Source organism: Streptomyces sp. YIM S03343, from assembly GCF_054729195.1.
In genome coordinates this window covers 2,393,335-2,414,438 of sequence record NZ_JBPUKX010000001.1, presented here as the reverse complement: position 1 = coordinate 2,414,438, position 21,104 = coordinate 2,393,335, and the positions used below count along the sequence as shown (strand labels likewise).

General features: G+C 65.8%; 10 protein-coding genes. 4 read left to right on the top strand and 6 right to left on the bottom strand.

Annotated elements, in window-relative coordinates; translation table 11 throughout:
* Positions 1-292: 292 nt before the first annotated feature.
* From ACSYGN_RS10265 to ACSYGN_RS10250, 4 genes are all read left to right on the top strand, one after another.
* Positions 293-3,754, top strand: a complete 3,462-nt coding sequence (locus ACSYGN_RS10265; protein WP_460394109.1) for a helicase-related protein — start codon at positions 293-295, stop codon at positions 3,752-3,754.
* Positions 3,754-5,658: a hypothetical protein gene (locus tag ACSYGN_RS10260; RefSeq protein WP_460394107.1), complete on the top strand. Its 1,905-nt coding sequence runs from the start codon at positions 3,754-3,756 to the stop codon at positions 5,656-5,658. Before ACSYGN_RS10265 ends, ACSYGN_RS10260 begins: the two co-directional genes overlap by 1 nt.
* Positions 5,659-5,826: 168 nt before the next feature.
* Entirely contained in the window at positions 5,827-7,314 is a 1,488-nt protein-coding gene (locus tag ACSYGN_RS10255) for an esterase/lipase family protein (RefSeq protein WP_460394105.1), read from the top strand.
* Positions 7,315-7,330: 16 nt separating this feature from the next.
* Positions 7,331-11,614 carry a hypothetical protein gene (locus tag ACSYGN_RS10250; protein ID WP_460394103.1) on the top strand — a complete coding sequence of 1,428 codons (4,284 nt, stop codon included), beginning with the start codon at positions 7,331-7,333 and terminating at the stop codon, positions 11,612-11,614.
* Positions 11,615-11,717: 103 nt separating this feature from the next.
* Here ACSYGN_RS10250 and ACSYGN_RS10245 read toward each other — a convergent pair whose 3' ends face one another.
* The 6 genes from ACSYGN_RS10245 to ACSYGN_RS10220 all read right to left on the bottom strand — a co-directional run bounded on the left by ACSYGN_RS10245 (position 11,718) and on the right by ACSYGN_RS10220 (position 20,431).
* Positions 11,718-13,019 carry a restriction endonuclease gene (locus tag ACSYGN_RS10245; protein ID WP_460394101.1) on the bottom strand — a complete coding sequence of 434 codons (1,302 nt, stop codon included), beginning with the start codon at positions 13,017-13,019 and terminating at the stop codon, positions 11,718-11,720.
* 108 nt (positions 13,020-13,127) lie between these two features.
* Positions 13,128-13,898 carry a DUF6339 family protein gene (locus ACSYGN_RS10240; protein ID WP_460394099.1) on the bottom strand — a complete coding sequence of 257 codons (771 nt, stop codon included), beginning with the start codon at positions 13,896-13,898 and terminating at the stop codon, positions 13,128-13,130.
* Positions 13,895-14,821 (bottom strand): hypothetical protein, encoded by a 927-nt coding sequence (locus tag ACSYGN_RS10235; protein WP_460394097.1) that lies wholly within the window; start codon positions 14,819-14,821, stop codon positions 13,895-13,897. The genes ACSYGN_RS10240 and ACSYGN_RS10235 overlap by 4 nt, the downstream gene beginning before the upstream one ends.
* Complete coding sequence (locus ACSYGN_RS10230) at positions 14,818-16,758, bottom strand: hypothetical protein (RefSeq protein ID WP_460394095.1); 1,941 nt, start codon at positions 16,756-16,758, stop codon at positions 14,818-14,820. Before ACSYGN_RS10230 ends, ACSYGN_RS10235 begins: the two co-directional genes overlap by 4 nt.
* On the bottom strand, positions 16,755-17,789 hold the full coding sequence (locus ACSYGN_RS10225) for a PD-(D/E)XK motif protein (RefSeq protein WP_460394093.1): 1,035 nt from the start codon (positions 17,787-17,789) through the stop codon (positions 16,755-16,757). Before ACSYGN_RS10225 ends, ACSYGN_RS10230 begins: the two co-directional genes overlap by 4 nt.
* Positions 17,786-20,431: a Z1 domain-containing protein gene (locus ACSYGN_RS10220; RefSeq protein WP_460394091.1), complete on the bottom strand. Its 2,646-nt coding sequence runs from the start codon at positions 20,429-20,431 to the stop codon at positions 17,786-17,788. The genes ACSYGN_RS10225 and ACSYGN_RS10220 overlap by 4 nt, the downstream gene beginning before the upstream one ends.
* Between the last annotated feature and the right edge of the window lie 673 nt (positions 20,432-21,104).

Sequence of the window (21,104 nt, the reverse complement as noted above, 5' to 3'; positions counted from 1 at the left end):
GATCAGGTCGGTTTCGATCAACTTCGGCTATGCGCTTGATCCCTCTACCGGCTCTCGCTCATTCTGATCGAGTTCGAAGAAGCAGAAGATGTCCGACCTTGGCGCCGTGCCAGGGCGGCTTCTGACTCGCGGACGTTGGAGACTCCGTGGACGTCCATGTCCTACGGGCTAGTTCGGCATACCTGTCGAACCGCGCCCTTGCACAACTGCTCGCTTTGCCCGGCGCTGACGATCCCGCGTCGTTCGTCTCAATCGACGCCTCCAGCCCGTTCGGTGCGACCTGGAGGGTCCGATGAGCGCACCGAAGTTCGAGCCGACCATCCCTCAGCAGACGGCGATGGTGGACCACCTCGTCAAGGCCGTCGTACGCGATGCGACCGGCGAATCGGACGGAGACGTCTGCCTGGGCGAACCTCCCAGCGCCCGCTACTACATGGCGAGCCTGGCCCCGAACGCCGGGCCCGGTGGCTCTGCTCAGAGCTACGGCCGCGCCGCTCCGGACAGCCTCGGCTTCGAGTTCGAGGCCCAGAACGCCAGTGAGATCAGCGTGAAGGCCCGTGCCTCCTTCTACTACGCCGTACTGCCGACCCGTGACCAGCAGCTGCAGTGGGCGGGCGAGCGCACGGAGCCGTACAGGCTCGCGCCCGTGTTCCGGCGTCTCGAGGTGGCGGTCGGACCCGTCGACGTCGTCCTCGGGCAGACGGGCCTGCGCCAGACGAAGACTCTGGAGCACGAGTTTCGTCGAGCCTTCGACGAGGCCGTGAGGCAAGCGCAGCGAGACCCTCGCATCGACCGTCGTCACGGACACGATCGTCGGGAGCGGATGGTCCCACCCGCCGCGATGGCCGACGAGGCGGCCTTCGAGCAGTGGCTGGCCCGGGAAGCCGTCGGTGATCCCGTCGTGCCGTCCCCCGACGCCCATGTCGTGATCACTTCGCGGCCTGTGGACACGGGCCGGCTTCGAGTGACCGCGACTCTGCAGAACCTCGCCACCGACCCGATGATCACCGTGCAGGGGCGCGGCACCAACGCCGGGCGATCCCGCCGAGACGAGGCCAGAGACCACACTCTCTTCCGGGCGGCACTCGAGATCGAGGGCGACCGTCTGCTCCCCATCGAGATGGACCTCGGTGCCGATGCGTATCGCTACTCCCGCGAGCTGGGCGCGTATGCCAACAACTGCGGTGTCGAGCGCTGGGGCGATGGACGTCTTGTCGGCATCCGCAGCGTGCCGGTTCCGGTGCACGACACGCACCGCGCCGTTCCCCGCACCGGCGAACGGTGGGCATACGACGCTCTCGCCGCCGATCCGCTCCCGGCCCTCGACGAGTTGGCAGACGCCATGGAGTCGTACCTGTCGAAGCCTGTGTGGGGCACCGTCGACCTCCAGGACGAACCGGCGCAGGCCCGTCAGAAGGAGGCCGACAGGGAGGCCTCTGCGTTGGAGGTGGCTCGGTTTCGCGACGGCATCGCCTGGCTGAGGCGTGATGAAAAATTGCTCCTCGCCTTCCGACTGGCCAACGAGTCGATGGTGGAGGTCAACAGCCGTAGTACGAAGCCGAGTCGAGGATGGCGCCTATTCCAACTCGTGTCCATCGTCAGCCAACTCGGCGCTCTGGCATGGCGTGAGCACCCGGAGGAGGAGTTCACGGCGGGACTCTGGGGCGACGAGTACAACGTCGATCCCACCGAGGCGGCGACGATCATCTGGTACCCCACGGGCGGCGGCAAGACCGAGGCCTATCTCGGACTGGTCGTGGTGTGCATGTTCTACGACCGGATCCGAGGCAAGAAAGAGGGCGTTTCAGCCTGGTGCCGGTTCCCGTTGCGTCTGCTGACCCTTCAGCAGACACAACGACAGCTCAATGTGGTCGCCGCGGCTGAGACCGTACGCAAGCTCGAGCGCAACGCGGCACGGATCAAGGCCATGGGCGGCGCCGACTGGCCCTTCTTCATCGGTTTCTACGCCGGTAGCGGAAACACGCCCAACTCGCTGTTGGCGGACGGGATGCTCGACCGACTGCGCACGAGTGAGGAAGCCCGCCACGAGTACCGCCTGGTGCACGAGTGCCCTTACTGCCGCGAGGCGTCCGTCAAGATTCCGCCCCCGGATCCGAGGAAGCTCAGGCTCCTGCACGTATGCGGCAATGAGCAGTGCGGGGAGACCCTGCCGATCATCGTCGTGGACACGGAGATCTACCGCTACCTCCCCACTGTGGTGGTGGGGACGCTGGACAAACTCGCCAACATCGGTCTGTCCGACAAGTTCGGCGCCCTCTTCGGCGATGTCGACTGTCACTGCCCCGACCACGGCTATGGACGGGGCGGGAAGTGCCATGAGCGCCATGCTCCGGGCCACTCGAAGGTCGCCCCCCGGCGCTTGAGGGAACCTCTCCGCGACCCCTCTCCGTCCCTAGAGATCATCGATGAACTCCACATGGTCAACGAAGAGTTGGGGGCTTTCTCCGGGCATTACGAAGGTCTGTTGGCCGAGGTCCAGCGCACCCTGTCGGCCCGACAGCGTACCGACGGTCGGGGCGTACGGATGAAGGTCGTGGCGACCACCGCGACCATTCGCGGCGAGGACCGTCAGAGTGAGCACCTCTTCGGGCTTCCGTCGGTGGTGGTGCCGCTTCCCGGACCCAGCCCGGACGAGAGCTTCTACTGGAAGCTGGACCGAGACCGGCCCATGCGCAGCTTCGTCGGGGTCATGCCGACCCGCGGCACGGCCGAGATGACGCTGGTCAGGATGCTCACCTCGGCGCATCGCGCGCTCTGGAAGCTCGTCCTGCGCAAGGACCTGCCCGATGAGTTCGCCGGTTGGCCGGCGGAAGAGCTGGCGGCGACGGTGGACCTCTACCGTACGAGCCTGACGTACGTGACCTCGCTCGTCGACTTCGGGAAGATCCGTCGCTCACTCGACACTCAGGTCAACGAGACCCTGCGCCGGGACGGATTCCCCGATCTCCGGGTGGCGGAGCTGAAGAGCGAGAACAACAGAGGTCTCGACGGTGTCCGCGGCGTTCTCGAGGATCTGAGCACCACCGACGGGGAGACGGGCATGGTCGTGGCCACCAGCATGGCCAGCCACGGCGTGGACGTGGACCGTTTGAACCTCATGCTGTTCAACGGCATGCCCCGCTCGATGGCCGAGTACATCCAGGCCTCTTCTCGCGTCGGCCGTGCCTATCACGGCCTGGTGTTCATGCTGTTCAACCCCGTACGGGAGCGCGACCGATCGCACTACCGCTATCACGGCAAGTTCCACGAGTACCTGGACCGCATGGTGGAACCCGTCGCGATCAACCGCTGGAGCCGCTTCGCGGTTCGCCGCACCCTCCCGGGCATCCTCATGGGCCAAGTCCTGCAGATCGCCAATCGCGATTGGTGGCAGGCGGGCAACGGCCCCGGGCATCTGCATGACCTGTCCAAGATGCAGGCGGCTCTGCGTGCCCCGGCTGTCGGAGGCCTGTCCACGGTTCAACTCACCCGGTTGTTGGAGACGATGCACGCCGTCTTCCAATCGTCGCGTCCCGAGGGAGAGGAACTGCGGACCGATCTGGAGCGGTTGGTGGAGGACGCGATCACCCATCTCCGGTCCGCCGGTGCATCCGCTGGCCTGGCGGGCGGCGACAACCGTGGTTACCGCTCGACCGGCGACCATCTGGGCCTGGAATACCGGCCCATGACGAGTCTCCGAGACGTCTCCGAAGGCATCCCGTTCCATATCGTGTCCGACGGGCGGAGGTCGTGATGGCCGTGTTCAACCCCCGAGAGCACGACATGTCCCGCGACCGAGGCCAGGTCCTCTACCGCTTCCGCCCGGGGCAGACCTTTGACCACCGCGGCGGATACACCGCTCAGGTGATGCAGTACGGCCGCGACGACGAGTTCGACGGCCCATCGCTCGACCGCGACCAGTTGGTTCAGGCCGCGATGCGGTTCGTCCGCACCTGGCGAGCAGCAGGTCGGGCGCAGGCGGCCGGCGCGGATCGGGCCCCCGAGTTCCCCGGCGATGAGGACCGTCTGGCTTCGCGGCACTACGAGGTCGTCGTGCCCGGCAAGGTGTTCTGCCGCGTCTGGCCTCGGGTCGTACGCTGCTCCAGCTCCCGCTGCGGGCATGTGTGGGCGGCCGGTGATCCGCGCCCGGGCGCCGACGAGTGGCCGCCGCCCTGTCCGCGCTGCGGCAACGGATTCGGCAATCGCCAGCTCCAGTTCGTCTTCGCGCACCGTTGCGGGGAGATCTCGCCGATGTATCCGCCGCAGAAGTGCCCGAGGGGGCATACGAAGTTCAAGCTCGACGACCGGCCGAGCCGGTTCCGCGACTTCCGCTGGGAGTGCTTGGACTGCGGCTTCCCTCTCCCGGTGCAGAGGAGCTGCGGAAACACTTCGTGCGGCTACCCGGACAAACTCATGAGCCCCCTGCTGCACACGGCCGGAACCGCGCACGTCGGCCAAGGCCTCACCCTCGTCAACGTCACCACGACCGAGGAAGCGGCGCGACAGAACAATCCGAACTACACCGTGGCGGTGCTCGGCCGTTGGCTCGGAGAGATCACCGAGGGCGAGTTTCGACGCCTCACCGACGGACACACGGTCGACGTTCCCGACGAGGTGATCGAGAGCGTCCGGGCCATGGAACAGGCCGGTCTCGTCGACCAGGCGAGAGCGCTGCGGGCGAGGTTCATGCCCGTCGAAGTGGGCGGCCTGCGCGAGCAGGTCGGCAAGACACTCGGCCTCGACGTCGACGGTGACGAGGCTCGCGCATTGGCCGCGGAGCTGCACACCTATCAGCGGGTGCGCAATCTGCACCGCCTCGACATCCGCCGCCTGGCCAAGGAGGCACGTACCCCCGCGCGTCGGGCGCTTTACGATCGGTACCCCGGGGTGCTCTCCCGAGCCGGCTTCGACGGCGAGCAGACCTGCCTCGTGACCGAGCTGCCCATCACCTATCTCGCGATCGGCTACAGCCGCACAGGCTTCAGCCCGGACGAGGCGGACCTCGTTCCCTACCGGGGCCGGGCGGGGAGAGGCGCTCCGGAGAAGACCCTTCTCTATGCGCACCCCACGCAGGCGGAGGCGTTGCTCTTCCCGGTGGACCGGGAGAGGATCAGCCGCTGGTTGGTGCGCAATGACTTGGTCGATCGCAACGACTTGGTCGAGGCAGGGGGTGTCGCCCGCTGGCTTGTCCACCAGCTCGGCCGCAGCGGAGGCAAAGCGCTCGCACACGAAACGCCACCGGCCGAAGGCCACCCCGACTTCGCGGTGCACGAACTGTTCGGGCTGTTGCACTCACTGTCCCACCAGCTGCTGCGGGCCCTGGCGGTCGACAGCGGGTACAGCGAAACGAGCTTGTCCGAATACCTGTTCCCGAACGACCTGGCCTTCGCCATCTACCCCAATGGAGGGAGTGACTTCACCCTCGGCGCCCTGCGCACCGTGCTCGAACAGAACCTGGACGCTGTGGTGACCAGAGCGGTCGACAACGACTCCTGTCTGTACGACCCGAACTGCATGCTCACCAACAAAGGTGCGGACCACGGCTGTCTGCAACTCCCGGAGACGGCATGCCAGTTGTGGAACCGCAACCTTTCGCGATGGCATCTCTACGGCACGCCGGACGGCGTGAAGATCGGTTATTGGGATCCGACGCTCTAGCGAGTCACCGCCCCGGTGCCCCTTCGTCGAGTGTTCGGCGCGCATGCGCCATAGCCCTCGAAGTGTCTCTGGGGCGGCTCACTTGCCTACATAGCGGCCAGCGGGACGGTGCCCGTGTTCGGCTCGCTCAGCAGGTGCACGCTGGCTATCGTTCCAAGACATAACAAAGTGGGGGAGGAAGAAGAAGCGATGGCGGGCACACAGCAACGACCGTGGTCACCGCTACCGTTAACGGCTGCCGACATCACCCGGGACGCCGTCATCGTCATCCCAGGAATCATGGGTAGTGCGTTGGAGGACGGTGCGACCGGCGAGCCCCTCTGGGGACTGAGCGTCAATCTGCTGGCGCGGGCCTGGAGCTGCCGCGACGGACTCCTGCCGCTGCATCTGACCGCCGAGGAACGCGCCGGTAAGTATGGACGGGTGAGAGCGACGGGACTGTTGAAGGTCCCGGCTTGGGCTCCGTTCCTGCAGGGCTTCGAACCGTACGGTGATCTGGTCGTCGCCGTGAGGAAGGCCGTTGCGGACCCTTCGGCCATCCTGGAATTCCCCTACGACTGGCGGCTGCCTGTGGCCGTCAACGGCGCGCGGCTTGCCACGGCGGCGCGCTCCCATCTCGACGTCTGGCGCGCTCATCCGATGGCCTCTGGAGGCGGCCGCCCCGCGCGTCTCGTCTTCGTCGCCCACTCGATGGGCGGCCTCGTCACCCGCGCCGCCCTTGCAGATCCGAATGTCGACCTGACCTCTGACACGCGTGCCGTGATCACCCTCGGTACCCCGTTCCACGGGTCCGTCAAGGCGGCCGCCATCCTCAACGGAAGTCGCCACGATCCTCTGCCCACCTTGCCTCGATACCGAATGGCCGCCTTGGCGGCGACCCTTCCCGGCGTGCACGACCTGCTGCCCGAATTTCGGTGTGTCGACGCAGGTCTGGAGGTCCACCGGTTGACCCCGCGTGACGTGGGCGGGCTCGGCGGCGACGAAGAACTCGCCGAGCATTCACAGGAGTTCCGGCAGCGGATACGGATGTCCGGTCCAGAGGCCTTGCCCGGTCATCGGGCCGTCGTCGGTATCGCTCAACCCACCATGCAGAGCCTGCGATTGGAGGGCGGGATCGTCCACGTGCAGTACGTCGGTTTCCGCCCGGACACCGACGGCGACCTCCGTCGCACCCCAGACGGTGTCCCCGAGCGTCACGACCGTGCGGGAGACGGCACCGTCCAGCGGGATGCCGCTTCTCTGAGCGGTGTCGGCGTCACCTATCTGCCCCTGCAGCACGGTGCTTTGGCCAAGGACAGCGTGGCACTGCGCTACGTGCAGGCGGTTCTCACGGAACCCGATGAGGAGTTGGGCCTCCCATTGGGAGCTGGCGAGATCGGCCTCGCCGTACCGGACGCGGTCGAGGTGGGGGAGACCTGGACTTTGCGTGTGACCGGTGCCGACTCGCCTGCGAGCATCCTCTGCAGTATCCACGACGCCGAGGACGATCGCCGACTCGACACCCCCCGTCTGAGGTGGATGGACGGTGAGATCGGAGCTCCGGTGACGCTGACGTCCCCCGGGCTGTACCGAGTCCGGGTTAATACCGGCGGCAATTCCCCCGTGACGCAGTTGCTTCTGGCGGCCGCGCTCGACGCCTCGGACTTGGACGGGTGAGGGAACGGTCGCCGCCATGCCGACGGATTCCGAGGACTCGCGTCCCCTTCAGTACTTCCCGGTCGCCATCGGCCGGTACGACCACCACGACCCGCTCGACACGACGGTGGAAGTCGAGAGCGTGGCCGAACTCCTCGCTCCGTTCGGTGCCGAGGTCCACCCGTGGGAGGTGCCCGACGAAGACCGGGGCGCTGACGCGGTCGAGGAACGCCTGAACGCCTGGGCCGCGCCGACCATCCACGCCGACACATTTCTGTACTGGCTCGGTCATGGGGAGAGCGACGGCCAGTCGGCGCGATTGGCCCATTCCCGTAGTCCTCGCCCGCTCACGACCGGCGGCGTGTCCCCCGAGAGGCTCGTTGACTACCTCACGTCTCGCCAGGGCCACAAGTTGGCGGACGGGACATGGGCGATCGTCGTCATCGATGCGTGCCGCTCCGCCAGGTTCGTCCAGCTGATGAGCGCCGAAGCCCATAGCGATGCCGCCGGTGGCCCACGCAACGTCCTGATGGTGGCGACCTCGGAGGAAGGTATCGCCAACCTGGGCCGGTTCCGCAAGGCTCTTGATACCGCCCTCACGGTCAACTTTCCCGCCGAGAACACCATCAGCCTATGGACCCTTGCGGCCGAACTCAGCCGGAACCTGCCTGGTTGCCCGGTCATACCACACGGCATCGAACCCACCGCTGCGCTGGAACGCAGGATTCCAACCTTGGCTGGCGCAATCGCAGCTCCACTGGACGTCCTCGCCGATATCGAAGCCGTACTCGCTGGTTTCACCGACGACGAGCGCCGCCACTTCATTCCCAAAGCAAGCGGCGCCGAATTCGGGGAACAGGCTTGGTATTTTGAAGGCCGTTCAACCGAGCGTGATCAGCTTTTGAACTGGCTCGACACTGCTCAGAGCGGCCTTGCAGTCGTCACAGGTGCGTCCGGTTCCGGTAAGTCCGCGCTCTTGGGGCATGTCCTAGTTCATACGCGGCCGCAGCTGTGCAACCTGTTGGAACGCGCGGGGCAACTCGACCCCCTGCCTTCTGGCGCTCCGCGCCCGTGCGACCCCTTCGACGCCGTCCTTCACCTGAGCGGTGCCACCCCGCAGGACGTGGTGTCTCGGATCGCGAAGGCAGCGGGGCTTCCCATGCCTCCCGCGGACCCGTCACCGACCGTCCAAACGGACTGGCTTCATACGCAGATGAAAGGACGGAGCAAGCCCTTCACCTTGCTCGCCGACGGCCTCGACGAAGGGCACCTCCCCGAGGTGACCGCCCAGCGCATCCTGCGTCGACTCGCGAAGCTCCCGCTGCTACGCGTCATCGTCGGTACCCGGCGGTCCACCAAAGAAGGGCCCGACCTCCCCCATCCCGATGACGAGGGTCTACTCGAGGCACTCGGTCGGGCCGACCTGTCGATCCACGTTCCCCGAGACGGTGACGCGGTGACGCGCTACGTACGCCGCCGCCTGACCGATGCCGTGTCCGCTCGGTCGGATCTGAGCCCGTCGGATCGCATCGAGCAAATCGCCGACGCCATCGGCGGCCGCGACCGGGAGTTCCTCTACGCACGTCTCGCCGTGCACGAGATCTTGCAGAACCCGACTCTGCTCACCGGGGACGGTGAGGACGAACTCAACGCCCTACTCGACGGCGACCACCGGAGTCTCTTCGGCCGCGCAGTCGACCGTTTGGCCGCCGGCGCCGAGGCGAACCGCCCTCTCCTCGAAGCACTCGCACTGGCTCAGGGACACGGGATGCCTTTGCGTGACGGCGTCTGGGCTTCAGCGGCGTCCGCGATCGCCGACGGTCTCACCGTGACGGACGAACACATCGACACTCTGACCCGAACCGCGGCCCCCTACCTCATGCTCGACGTGGAGTCCGGGCAGAGCGTCTATCGCCTTGCTCACCGCACATTCGCAGAACACTTCCGAGCCCCGTCCCTACCCGATCCCCGCCACCACCACATCTCGGCCCGCCTCACGACGGACGTCGAGTCCCGTCTCCCCGATCACGAGCTCAACGCCTACATCTCCCAGTACCTGCCCGCGCACGCTGCGCTCGGCGGTGTTGAAGCCTGGGAGGACCTGGCAGGCCACCCCGGCGTTCTGGACCGGCTCGACCCCACAGCGGTCACGACCAACGTCATGCTTCACACGTTCGGTCGCTCGAAGCTGCCGCCCGTGATCGCGGGGGTTCTCGGTGCACAACACATGCTCGCCGGTGCGGCACCCAGTGACCGTCGAGGTATCCGAGAGCTGGCGACGGTCCGCTACGCGGACCACTCTGAGAAGGTTCTTCCCCGGCCGGAGGTGCACGATCCGGTGTGTGCCTGGACAGTGAAATGGGCACGCCTGCCCCGACACTCCGTACATCTTCCCCTGACCGGCCACAGCGGCGGAGTGGGCGCCGTGGCGGCATTCACCGGCGGGGACGGCCGTGCCCGGTTGGCTTCCGGTGGTGACGACGGCATGGTGCGGGTTTGGGACGCGGCCAGTGGAACTCAACTCGCTGCTTGGCCCGCCAAGGTGCCCTGGGTGGGAGCTGTGGCGGCGTATGTCGGTTGGGACGGCGGTGTACGTCTGGCCACTGGCGGTGACTTCGGCGATGGGGCCGTTCGGATTTGGGATCCGAGCGACGGCGCCGAAATGGATGTATGGCCCAGTCGCCCCGGCTCAGTTGGCGCAGTGGCCTCCTTCGGCGACAGAGAAGGGCGAGTGCGGCTGATCTCCGGAGGCGGCGACGGTGCGCTGCGGATCTGGGATACGGAGAGCGGCAAGGAGATCGCCGAGATGACGGGTCATTCCGGTTCCGTGTGGGCGATCGCCGTCGTCACGGTCGAGGACAATGGCGTTCGTCTGATTTCAGGCAGTGGTGACGGTACGGCACGCGTATGGGATCCCGACAGCGGTCGCGAACTCACAGTGCTTGCCGGTCACCTCGGTGGGGTGTGGGCGGTGACGACGTTCACTGGACAGGACGACCGCGTCAAGGTGGCCACCGGTGGTGACGACGGGTTCGTGCGCATTTGGGCCGCAGACACCGGAGTCGAACTGGCAGCATGGACCTGCCACGACGGCGGGGTGTGGGCCGTGGAGGCACTTACGGGTCAGGATGGCGAGGTGCGACTGGCCACCGGGGGGAACGATGGAACGGTGCGTATCTGGGATCCGCGGACCGGTACCGAACTAGGGATGTTGGCCGGTCACAGTCGCTCGTTGGGATCGGTCGCGGCATTCATTGGCACCGGCGGCCGCGTGCTGCTTGCCACCGGCGGGACGGACGGGACAGTCAGGATCTGGGATGCGGCCGGCGGCATCGAGCGCGTCGAGCCGGTCGATCAGATCGGTGACACGCAGGCGGTCGCGCTGTTCGCGGGTACGGACGGTGCCCCTCGGCTGGTCACCGGCGGGGCGGACGGCATGGTGAGGATCCGCGATGCGGACGCTGGAAAGGAGCTCTCCGCATGGCTCGGCCATGTCGGAGGGATCCATGTTGTGGAGACGTTCATCGCCGGCGGCAGCGTTCAGATCGTCACCGGCGGAGCGGACGGCATGGTGCGAATCTGGAATCCGGACGGAGGAGTTCAGCTCTTCGCGCTGAACGGCCACGCGGACTCCGTCGGCTCGGTCACGGCATTCGCGGGCGTCGACGGCCTGACGCATCTGGTGACCAGCGGTGTGGACGGGACGGTGCGGATCTGGGACCCGAGCAGTGGCGACCATCTCGCCCCATGGGGTGGTCGCGGCCGCGGTGTGGGAGCGGTGACGACGTACACCGGAACGGACGGCGATGTTCGGCTGGCCCTCGGCGGGGCCGACGGCGTGGTACGAATCTGGGATCTGGATGGTGGGACGCCGGTGGCAACACTGACCGGCCACGTCGGGGAAGTGGAGGCGGTCGCTGCCTTCACCGGCTCCGACGGCAGGGCGAGGTTGGCCACCGGCGGGACGGACGGCACGGTGCGGATTTGGGATGTCGAGAGCGGTACCGCATCCACCACGCTGACCGGCCACTTCGGCGGGGTGCGGGCGATCGCCGCGTTCACTGGCATGGATGGCCGTATCCGATTGGTCGCCGGTTACGAAGGTGTCGTCCGGATCTGGGATCCACTCAGCGACCACGTTGAACTGACCGTTCCTCTGGGGACCTCGGTTCGAGACGTTGCAGTCCTCGGCGCGGACCTTTCGATTGCCACAGAGGAAGGCATCGTTCACATCTCGCTCACGCAACCGGTGCGGCAAGAAGAGCAGCAGACCGATGATCGGCAGGCCGGCAATGAATCGAGTGGCACGCAGTCAGATTGAACTCGCTTCCCTTCTGAGGCTCTGACACCGTACGGAGGCGCCCCAGGTTGGGAAGCCGCCCCGGCATCGCGTCGCAGCATCAGCGACCTGCACCGAGTTGCGGTCACTGCAGCAGGATCTCTTCCGGACGGCGATTGGTGACGGCGGTCTCCTGGCCGTTGAGGACTTGATCGATGCACGCAGACAGGTCCCCTCCGTGGTCGTCGCGGGCCATACTTCGGAGTTCTTCAACCAGAGTTCGGCCGTTGATGAGGACGATCGGGTATTGATCTTCGACCATCTCCAGCTGCGCCGCCTCCGAGTAGGAGCCCGTTGTCACGTAAACACCGATCCAACCTCGGTGGAGTCGGGCGACAACGCGGGCGACGTGCTCGGCGGTGATGAGGGTGTCGGGCCTGACGCACTTGGCCTGTCCGAGTACGACGAGGCTCGTTCCGGCCAGGCCGCTGCCGATGTCGAGTCGGCCGACGAAATCTGCTCCTCCGTCGCCGGAACGGCGCGTCAACCAACCCTCGATGTAGCCGTGGCCGGCGCCGCGCAATACACGGGCGGCCACAGTCGCAGCCAGTGCTTCGAAGTCGTGTTTGCGCCCGTCGAAGTACTTGTAGACCGCCTCCAGGTCCGTGGCATCCCTGCTTTCCGGGCGGGAACGCTGGTCGCGCACTTTGGCGACCTTGGCTCGGGCGACGCGGCGGCGGAGTCTCGGGAGAGCCGAGCTGCCGTGCTTGACCCATTCCCGCCACGATCGTGGCGCCATTTTGAGGGCCTCGGCATGGGTCACGTTCCCGTCTCGACGAGCGCGGATCCACTCCCATGCAACAGTGTCGTCCTCAGCGGTCAAATCGAGTAGAGCGATGTCGTAGACGAAATTGACGAAGGTCGTGTGTTCGCCACCGCCCCATTGGACCAGTCGCTCTGTGCGCTCGATTACGCCTACACCGCAGAACTCCACATATCCCTTTACCTGGCCGTTCCGTGAAACGGCGCGAAAGAGGAGAAGGGGGGCCGCAGCTGTGCGCTCCTCGGGAGTTCGGCCTTGATGGCCGGTGAGAGCATCCAAGAGCGCCGAATTTCCGGTGGTAGAGCCGGGTGCAACGGTCAGGCCGGGTTTGTGGTCGCCGAAATAGCGAACGTGACCGTTGGCCAGGCCGAACACGTCGTGCCATGGCGTCTGTTCGGTGCCGGCCTTCCATGGGCTCGACCGAATGAGGATTGCGGGGCGCCGGATTCCATCAGGCGCCTCGACTTCTGCTATCCCGTTGATTCCTGCGGTCAGCAAGACCCTCTTGAAACCCGGTGAGTGCGTGACGTAGTGGAAGTTCGAGTGGTCGTTCAGAGTCGCCGGCTTCGGGTCCTGGCTGCCTGCATAGCGATAGACCTGTCCGACTCGTAGCCCGCTGGCCAAAGTTCACCTGTCCGGATTCGAAACTTATTCGAGTGATGTTCACGGTCGCGAGATCGTCTCACCCGCTGGTGTAGGCCGAGCGTTCATGTGTTCTCGCCTGGATCTCCCTCATCTTGTCAGCGCGGCACGGGCCTCGGACCGGACCTTCCTCACCAAGTGCCCTAGTTCCGGCTCCGATGTGGAGTCGAGGTCGAGGAACGCCGTAAGTCGGAGAAGCCGCATCAGGCTCTGCCGGAACACCTCCCGGGTGGAGACGCTCCCGTCGGCCATGTCTTCCCGGTGCGCCCGGACGATCGCCCTGACTAGCACTGGCGACGCGGCGAGAGCGAAGCGTCTGGCCATGATCTGGTCGAGATCGTTCTCGCCCAAGACGTCCAGCAGGTGGTAGGGATCGTCGGCGGTCGGGTCGTGGAGCACATGCGCACGGGTCCACAGACGGGCGAGCGCGTGGCGGGTCAGGTCGGTTCCCTTGAAACGGTCGGCCGGGTAACGACCGTCCGAGTCCGCCTGCCACCTCCAGGCACACACGTCGGGGAGGAGGACAAGTGAGAGGAACGCCCACACCTGTCGCTGTGAGGCTTCGCCGGGCGCCATGAGGCACTGCTCGTACAGCATTTGGGCTGTTGTCCGGTCGAAGAGGCTCCGTTGCACGGTGGATCGGGATGACGGGAAACCTTGCTCGCGGGCCACGCGAACGATGCCGTCCCGGAGCTGATCGAGTTCCTCGGGTGAGATCCGGCGGCCTCCAGTGGCCGCGTAGACGGCTCGGCGGGAGTGGTTGGCAACAATGGTCGGGTGCTGGTCTGGAGCCGTGTCGTGGAGTACGCGAAAGCGGTGCTCCGTCTCGCTGGGGAGTAGGCGCGGGTAGAGCAGGCTCATGCCGTGGCCTCCCGTGGGAATCTGACGCCGGCGTGGACATCGGCTCTGAACCGGGACGGATCCCTGCGGCGTTCGTCGCGCAGCCGCTTGATCGCCTGCTCGGCGGACTCACCCGGACGCGATAGGTACGTGCGCACGAGCGCACGCACCAGACCCGCCATGGTCAAGTCGCCGTCGGGGTCGTCCGACGGTGTTTCATCGACGAACGCGTCGTCGTCCAAGGCCCGTCCCACGAGGTCGGTGACGATATCGACCTCGAGCACGCTCCACACCATTCCGGAGAGTTCGCCCTGCGCGGCTTCCATCGCCTGCTTGACCGCGGGATTGTCCTCGTTCAAGAGCACGAGCAGACTGCCCATCGCGGCTTGTTGCCAGTCCCCGCCGTCCATGCTCACGTACCAGGCTGAACCCGCCGGGAGACCGGCCTCCCTGAAGGACACAGGGGCGACTGGCAACAGACCGGCTCCACCCTCGAGATGGATGCGTTTCTGATCGCTCCACAAGATCGACCCGGTCCGGGTGGCGACGAAGGGCTCGACGGTAGGCAGGTCGGCGGCCAGTTCTATGAGCGTCTCGACGGTCAGGAAACCGCCGAGCTGAGCGCTGTCGGCTGAGATCTGCACCTCGCACGAGGCTCGGTCCGAGTGGGAGGGGAGCTCCTCCACGAAGGCGGACTTGCGAAGGAGTGACGTCGAAGGCCAGTAGCGCACGCACAGGCGCAGGGGCGCATCGCCTGGCAGCCCGCAGTCCTTGCGGAGCTCGGCTAGGTCGATTTCGACCACCCGTCTCAACGTAAAGTCGGTGGTGTAGTCCCAGGCCGTCAGCGCGTCGGGTGCGGGCTCGCCGGTCGCGTCGCCCGATCTCCACTGCTCGGCATGCACTCGGTCGACGGGCTTTCGGTACGGCCAGACGCGAACGCTCATGAGCGCCCCACCACATTGATGTCTATGAGCACGTCGGCGACGGCCCTGATGAGCAGATCGACGTCGGTGGCATCACCGGAGTGATAGAGGACCTCTCCGACCACGATGCGGCCGTCCACCGGTACACGCCAGCCGTACACCTCGGGCTGCACCGCACCCGTGGGGGACTGGCTCTCCGTTCCTCCGTCACCGGTGACGACTCGCACGGAACCTTCCACCCGGTCAGGCCCGTGAAGCCGAACTCGCTGTACCACGACCGGCATCCCGTTGATCACTTCGAAGTGCGGCTCGGCCGTCAGGGTGGGCCTGCGCACCCGTTGCCTTCTTCCGCCGCCCTGTTCCCAGCGACCGCCATGTGGCCCGCCCTCCCCCTGCGGAGCCGGCCCTGAGGGCGTCGGCGGGGCCTGAGTTCCCGATGCGTCGTCGGGCACGGGAGCCACTAGGGGCCGAGAGGTCCCGGGAAGTGGGCTGGCGGGCAGTACGGCGGCTCCCGTCCCGCCTGGGCCCGCCAACAGATGTCCCAGCCGTTGTGCCACCGAGCCCATGGCGTAGGTGCCGACTTTGACTGCCCTTCGTGCCTGGGCTCCGCTCAATCTGTCGCACTGGTCCTTCAGTCGCCGCCCTGTGGTGCGTACGAAGGTCGCCTCTCGTCCCTGCAATTGCTGGTGCTCCCACGCATCGTGGGTCGGCGGCTCTGCTCGTGCGAACGTCTCATCCAGTTCGTCGGTCACCTTGAAGACGGCGGCATAGCCGGCGTCCGGGTGCGATCTCTCCGGGCCGGAGTGGTACCGAACCACGAGCTCGGGACCGCGCAGAAGACAGACATGGTGCGGAGCTCCCTCGATGCCGAGTTCACGGGCCGCCAGGGAGGTTACGGAGGCCCCGTAGGTGTACTGGTAAGCGAAGTGCCCCAAGTCCTTGCGCGGCTTGCCACAGGCCAGTGGCTGCGCAGTACCTTCGGCGATCTTGTGATAGGCGGACGCGAATTCGGCGAGCGTCGCATCGGTCTCGGCGTTTGGAACGGCGATGTCCGTGCCGTTTGCCGTGACCGCGACATCCATGCGTACGGCTCGATCGACGAGTGTGATCGGCCACAGGTTCCACGCTGTCGCGTCAGCGAGGTAAGCGCCTGCCTCGTGCACGGACAGTTCCGGAGTCGTGTCCGAGTCCGGCAGGCTGGGGTCCGTCAGGTCGGGGTCGACCACGACGAGCGTCGTCCCGGTTTCCTCCATGTTGAAGACCGGGATGCCCAACTCGCGAGCGACCGTGTCCGCTTGAGCGTCCCGCAGCGGCTCACAGTGTTCCCGCTCCGGTAGACCCCACCAGTGTCGTCCGGTGTATCGAGAGTCTCCATCCCAGAAGGATTGACGAATGGCGACGCCGATGAAGCGCGTGCATAGGCGTCCGTCATCGCCCTTGAAGCGGGTGTATACGAGGACGCAGCCGGCTTTCGACAGTTGGAACAAAGCGCTCTTGCCGTACCCGTACGTACCCCCACTCGACGTGTTCGCGACTCCGTCACGATCGCCGCTGTTCAGCACGAACCGCGCCCACTCTCTTCGCGCAGTTTTTCCGGCGTCGGACCGGGTCGGGCCAGCGAGGCCGGTGGTGCCACGATCGGAGACCGCCAGATATCGGATGGCCGTCGCTTGAGTGAGTGAACGGAACATCCCGTTCTGGTGGCCGACGTTCGAGGACCCCTCCGAGAACATGCGGCGCCACGCGGCGGCATGACCGGCGCCTGCGGTGCTCAGGTCGAGTCGGAAGCGGACGACGGATTGCTCCGGCAGGCGGGCATCCCATGAGTTCTGGGCCGCTTCGCGGACGAGCAGCGTCAGCTGCGACAGACTGGGGCGCCCGAGCTGGCTCAGTAGACCGTTCGCGGTGATCCCGCCGTCGGCGCGAAAAGGCTGTGCGTACCAGCCGGGTTCGCTCACAGATCGGCCCCTACACGCTCGAGCACGGGCTCCCGTTCGGTGATGTGCGGGACTGTGTCGAGGTCTATTCGATATTCCAGATCCTGGACCCCGACGGGGACGGCTGCTCCGACGAAGCTCTGGGGGATAACCCGAGGAAAATCCTCGGATACTTCGTACCACCGTTGCTCCGTGGCGAGAAAACGGGTTCGGCCTATCGGCCCCTCATCGTCTTGTGGGAGACCCAGGGCTGTCAGCCGGGTTTCCAAGGCGCTGAGGTCGTCGGTCATTCCGCGACACTCGGCGAGCAACTCGAGAACGGAACGGGCGCCGGGGGCCGTCGACTCTGTGACTCGCAACCAGGCGAGGGTGAGGGTGCCCTGCTCCGGTGCCTCCAGCTGATCCACACCGTGGATGTGGACGACGCGGCCTTCGGCGGACGCGGTGCCCTTGACCTCGATGGCGTGGTGGGCGCCGCGGAAGTCCTGAGGGCACCCGAGGGGGCCCAGCCACGCACGGACGGCTCGCGGATCCACACCCAGCAGCTCCTCCAGCACGACGAGTTCGGCGAACAATCCCGCCAAACGCGGGACGGTCCATCGACTGGATCCTCCTCCGAACAGGAGCCTCCAGGCGTGCAATGTACGGACGATGAGCGAAGGCGCCCGATAGGGCTCCATCGCGATCAACCCGGCCAGGTCCGCGACCAGTCCTGTGAACGTTCCGGCGAGATCGCGTCGCCGACAGGCGATGTCGGCGTATCGGACGGGCAATGCGTCGTCGCTGGACAGCGTCCGAGTTGTGAGGTGGACGCCGGTGCTGCGAAGGTCGTCGTCGACTCTGTCGCCGGGGCCGATGGGCACGAGCAGGTGGCGCAGTCCCTCGGAATCACGGCCGAGCCGAAGAGCGCCGTGGATGGTGCCGACCTCCAGCCCTGCCGTGATCATCGCATCATCGATGGCTGTGGCAGCCTGTTGGTCGAGCAGGTCCCAGAGCCCCTCGAGCAGGTCCCGCAGTCGGAGAGAGGCAACTGACCAGCGGTGCTCGGTCATGCAGCAGCCTCGTTACCGACATCGAGATCCTGGTAGAGCACCGAGACGTCTTCGTCCTCGTCCTCGCCTGCGGACGGGAAGACCCGCGAGAGGTCGACTTGGAGGTAGTCGTACTCGACGCCCAGGTCCGGTCCGTTGGTCGGCTCGGGGAAGACGAGGGCGACGCCCCACACGATCTCACCCGGCGCGTCCAGCGGGGCCCGACCCGTCACCGGCTCTTCCTCGCCGTTCTTACTACGGATGGGCACGGGCGCCTTCGAATCGATCGGATAGAGGAGAATCAAGCCTCGCTCAGGCTGCTGCGACACCCTCAAGCGCTTGAGCAGTGTTCGGTTGACCGGCCCGTCGCCCTTCGAGAGGTCAAGGTCCAACGCTTCGTCGCGGGGACCTGTGAGCGTCTTGATGTCGGCGACGGATTCGTCGGCCGGCGATGCCAGACGGGTACGGACCACGGGATCTACTGAAGCGCCGTGAGGCAGTTCGACCCGGCCGCTCTCGGAGGTCGGCCTCTTCCCGATGACTCCGATGTTCCAGCGGGTCAAGCCGCTAGAGTTCTTGCTCCTGTTGACGATGTAGTCCTGCAGCAGATTGCGAGCGGCATCGAGGTCCTTGGGGTCGAACTGGTACTCGTCGATGAAGTTGAGGACGTGCTCCACGGGAATACCACGCCACAAGGCGCGACCGTCGGCAACATCGACGTCGACTGTCCCATCGCGATGCGCGGCGGTCATCAACTTCCACACGGCAAGACCGTTCTTGGCGTGCCATTGCTCGTCTTCCTCGTTGTGCCTGCATGGGAAGTAACGAGTCTCGACGAGCTGTCCTCCGTAAGAAGCTGCGGCACGGACTGCACTCTTGGATTTGGAGGGAGCGGTCACCTTCATCTTCGGGTGGGTTCGGATCCGCACACCCATGTCGAGTGGGGTGAGGTGTTCGGTGAGGTATCGGTCGATCTCGATGCGCATTTCCTCTTCGACCGTCGCCAGGTGGGCAAACCAACGTCGGGTTTCGTCGGGCATGAAGATGCGAGGAAGATCCTCATAGCCGGGGCGGTATCCAAACCAACGACCCATCTGAAGCAGCGTGTCGTAGACATTGGACGAGCGAACGAAGAAGCTGACTACGAGGCCCTCCAGAGTGAGCCCCCGGGAGAGGGTGTTGCCTCCCACTGCGATGACATTGACCGGCCCCGAGGCATAGTCGAGACGGTCTGTGCTGCGGTAGTGGTCCATGACGATTGTGGTCGTAGAGACGACCGCCTCCAGAGCCGGGAACACAGTCTCGAAGTCGAACTGTCGATTCCCGTCCGCAGGTTTGACGCGGCGAGACTCTTCGTCCCACAGCTTCCGTAGTTCCTCGACGACGCCGTCATTCGCCTGGATTCCCCGGAGAACCTCGTGGCGGAGTGTTTGGAGTACGGGGTGGTAGGAGTCATGGACACGTGTGTCAGAGTGGGCATGGATGAGCATCGAGGAATGCTGGTCGCTCTGCCCTCTGGCATGCCGCGCAGCGGTAGCCAGCCAGAACCAGAAAACGGCGCGGCGAAGGGAAGGAGCCGCTGTGGGGTTGAAGTCGGGAATCTCAGCCTTTTTCGCTGGCCGTAGGGCGCTCAGCTCCTCTACGGGGATGCTCCGGATCATGTCGAGTCCGCCTGGAACTTCGGACGGGTCTTCGTGCTCGAGCGGGTACCGACCAAACAGCGTCTCTGGTCCCTGATACCGCTCCCCGCGAGGAAGGCTGAGGATGAAATCTCGAGGGTAGAAGTCCTCGTGGTCCACGGGGTCGACGAGGAGGTTGGCGAACGGCGTGGCTGTGTATCCCACGTAGCAGACTTTGGGGATTCGGCCGATCACATCTCGGATGAGCGGATTGATCCGGCGGGTGGCAAGGGTTGCTTGGTCAGCCTCGTCATCGATGATCAACGTGGGGCAATTGCCGAGCTGCTCGCGCGCTTCCTCAAGCCAATCTCGCAACTTCTTGAGTACGGGGGCATTCTTCTTGACCACCAGAAGGAGGTATTGGTCCTTGGACGCCACCAATGATTGAGCGTTCGCCGGTGGTTGGAAGTCATGCTCCGGCTTGGTGATCTGATGCCACAACGCTGGATTGAGGTCCACCAGGTCGCGGATAAGGCGGGTTTGGGTCTGCTGGCGCAGTGAGTTGTGGATGCCGGACAGTACGATGAACATGCGGTAGCCGCGGTCTGCGGCCTTGCTCACGACGGCCGTGAAGTTACTCGTCTTGCCGGACTGCACGTGCCCGATGACCAGACCGCGGGAACGGAAGTTCGGGGTGGCCGGATGGTCGAGCATCGCGACGACGCGATCGGATGCCTCGTCGATCTTCCTGACTTCGTCCGCGTCCAGTTGGCGCCGCAGGCGCTTCTCGAACGCCGGCCAGTTCTTGTCCCCTGCTCGCGATCCCGCGTACCAGGGAGGGGTGTTCTCCCGACCGACTGCAAGCGGCTCCCGAAGGCTGACGATCTGTGTCGTGGCGGCTTCATGACGCTGCAGCATCTCTTCGATCACCTCTTCAGGCACGAAGAGATCGCGGAGCTGCTGTGTGGCCTCGTGCGGGAGCATCCCATCGAGCATGCTCCGAAAGCGTTCCCAGGCCGCGTCCATACGCGGGTTGCCCACCATGCCTCACAAGTGATCACAGTCGGCCAGCATCCCTGCCTGGCCGACACGACGTCCTTCCACTGACTTACGCTACCGATCAGCACTGACAACCGCGCCGGCTCTCCCCGAATCGACTCGCATTCTGGTTGCTCGGGCCGAAGCGCAGGTGCTCACGCCATTCGTAGAACGTCTCCGCCAGTGCCACTCGGGCGGCACCTCAGGTGGCTTTTTCCAGTGATGCCCCGTCGAGTGGTGTAGCCGCCATCGCAGCGAAGACGCAGTCGCGCACACGACCAGCCGCTCCGGCGCTCGTGGTCACCTGACTTGCCGTCAGTCAGCGGTCATGGTCGCGATGGCCGGCGCCAAGGCCATCCCGCTGGCCTTGGCGAAAGTCGTCACCACCGGCGATGCCACGCGAAGGCGGCCACGACTGACGCACCATCAGACTCGTGCGTTCGACTGGCCGTGGGTCAGGGCAGCGGTCCTGCGCTTTCACTGTGATCGCCGCTGTACCACGCGGCGGGGCACAATCCTCTTCCCCGGCTGTCACGCGCGTGTGTAACGCCAACCCCGGTTCGTCGTCAGCCGAGTGCCCATCCCGGTGGTGCTCCGTTTCCGAGGCGCTGGCCTGCCCCACCCGCTTCGGGCGGGTGCTGAACACGGTCCGACGCAGCGGGCTTGAGCCCGCCACAAG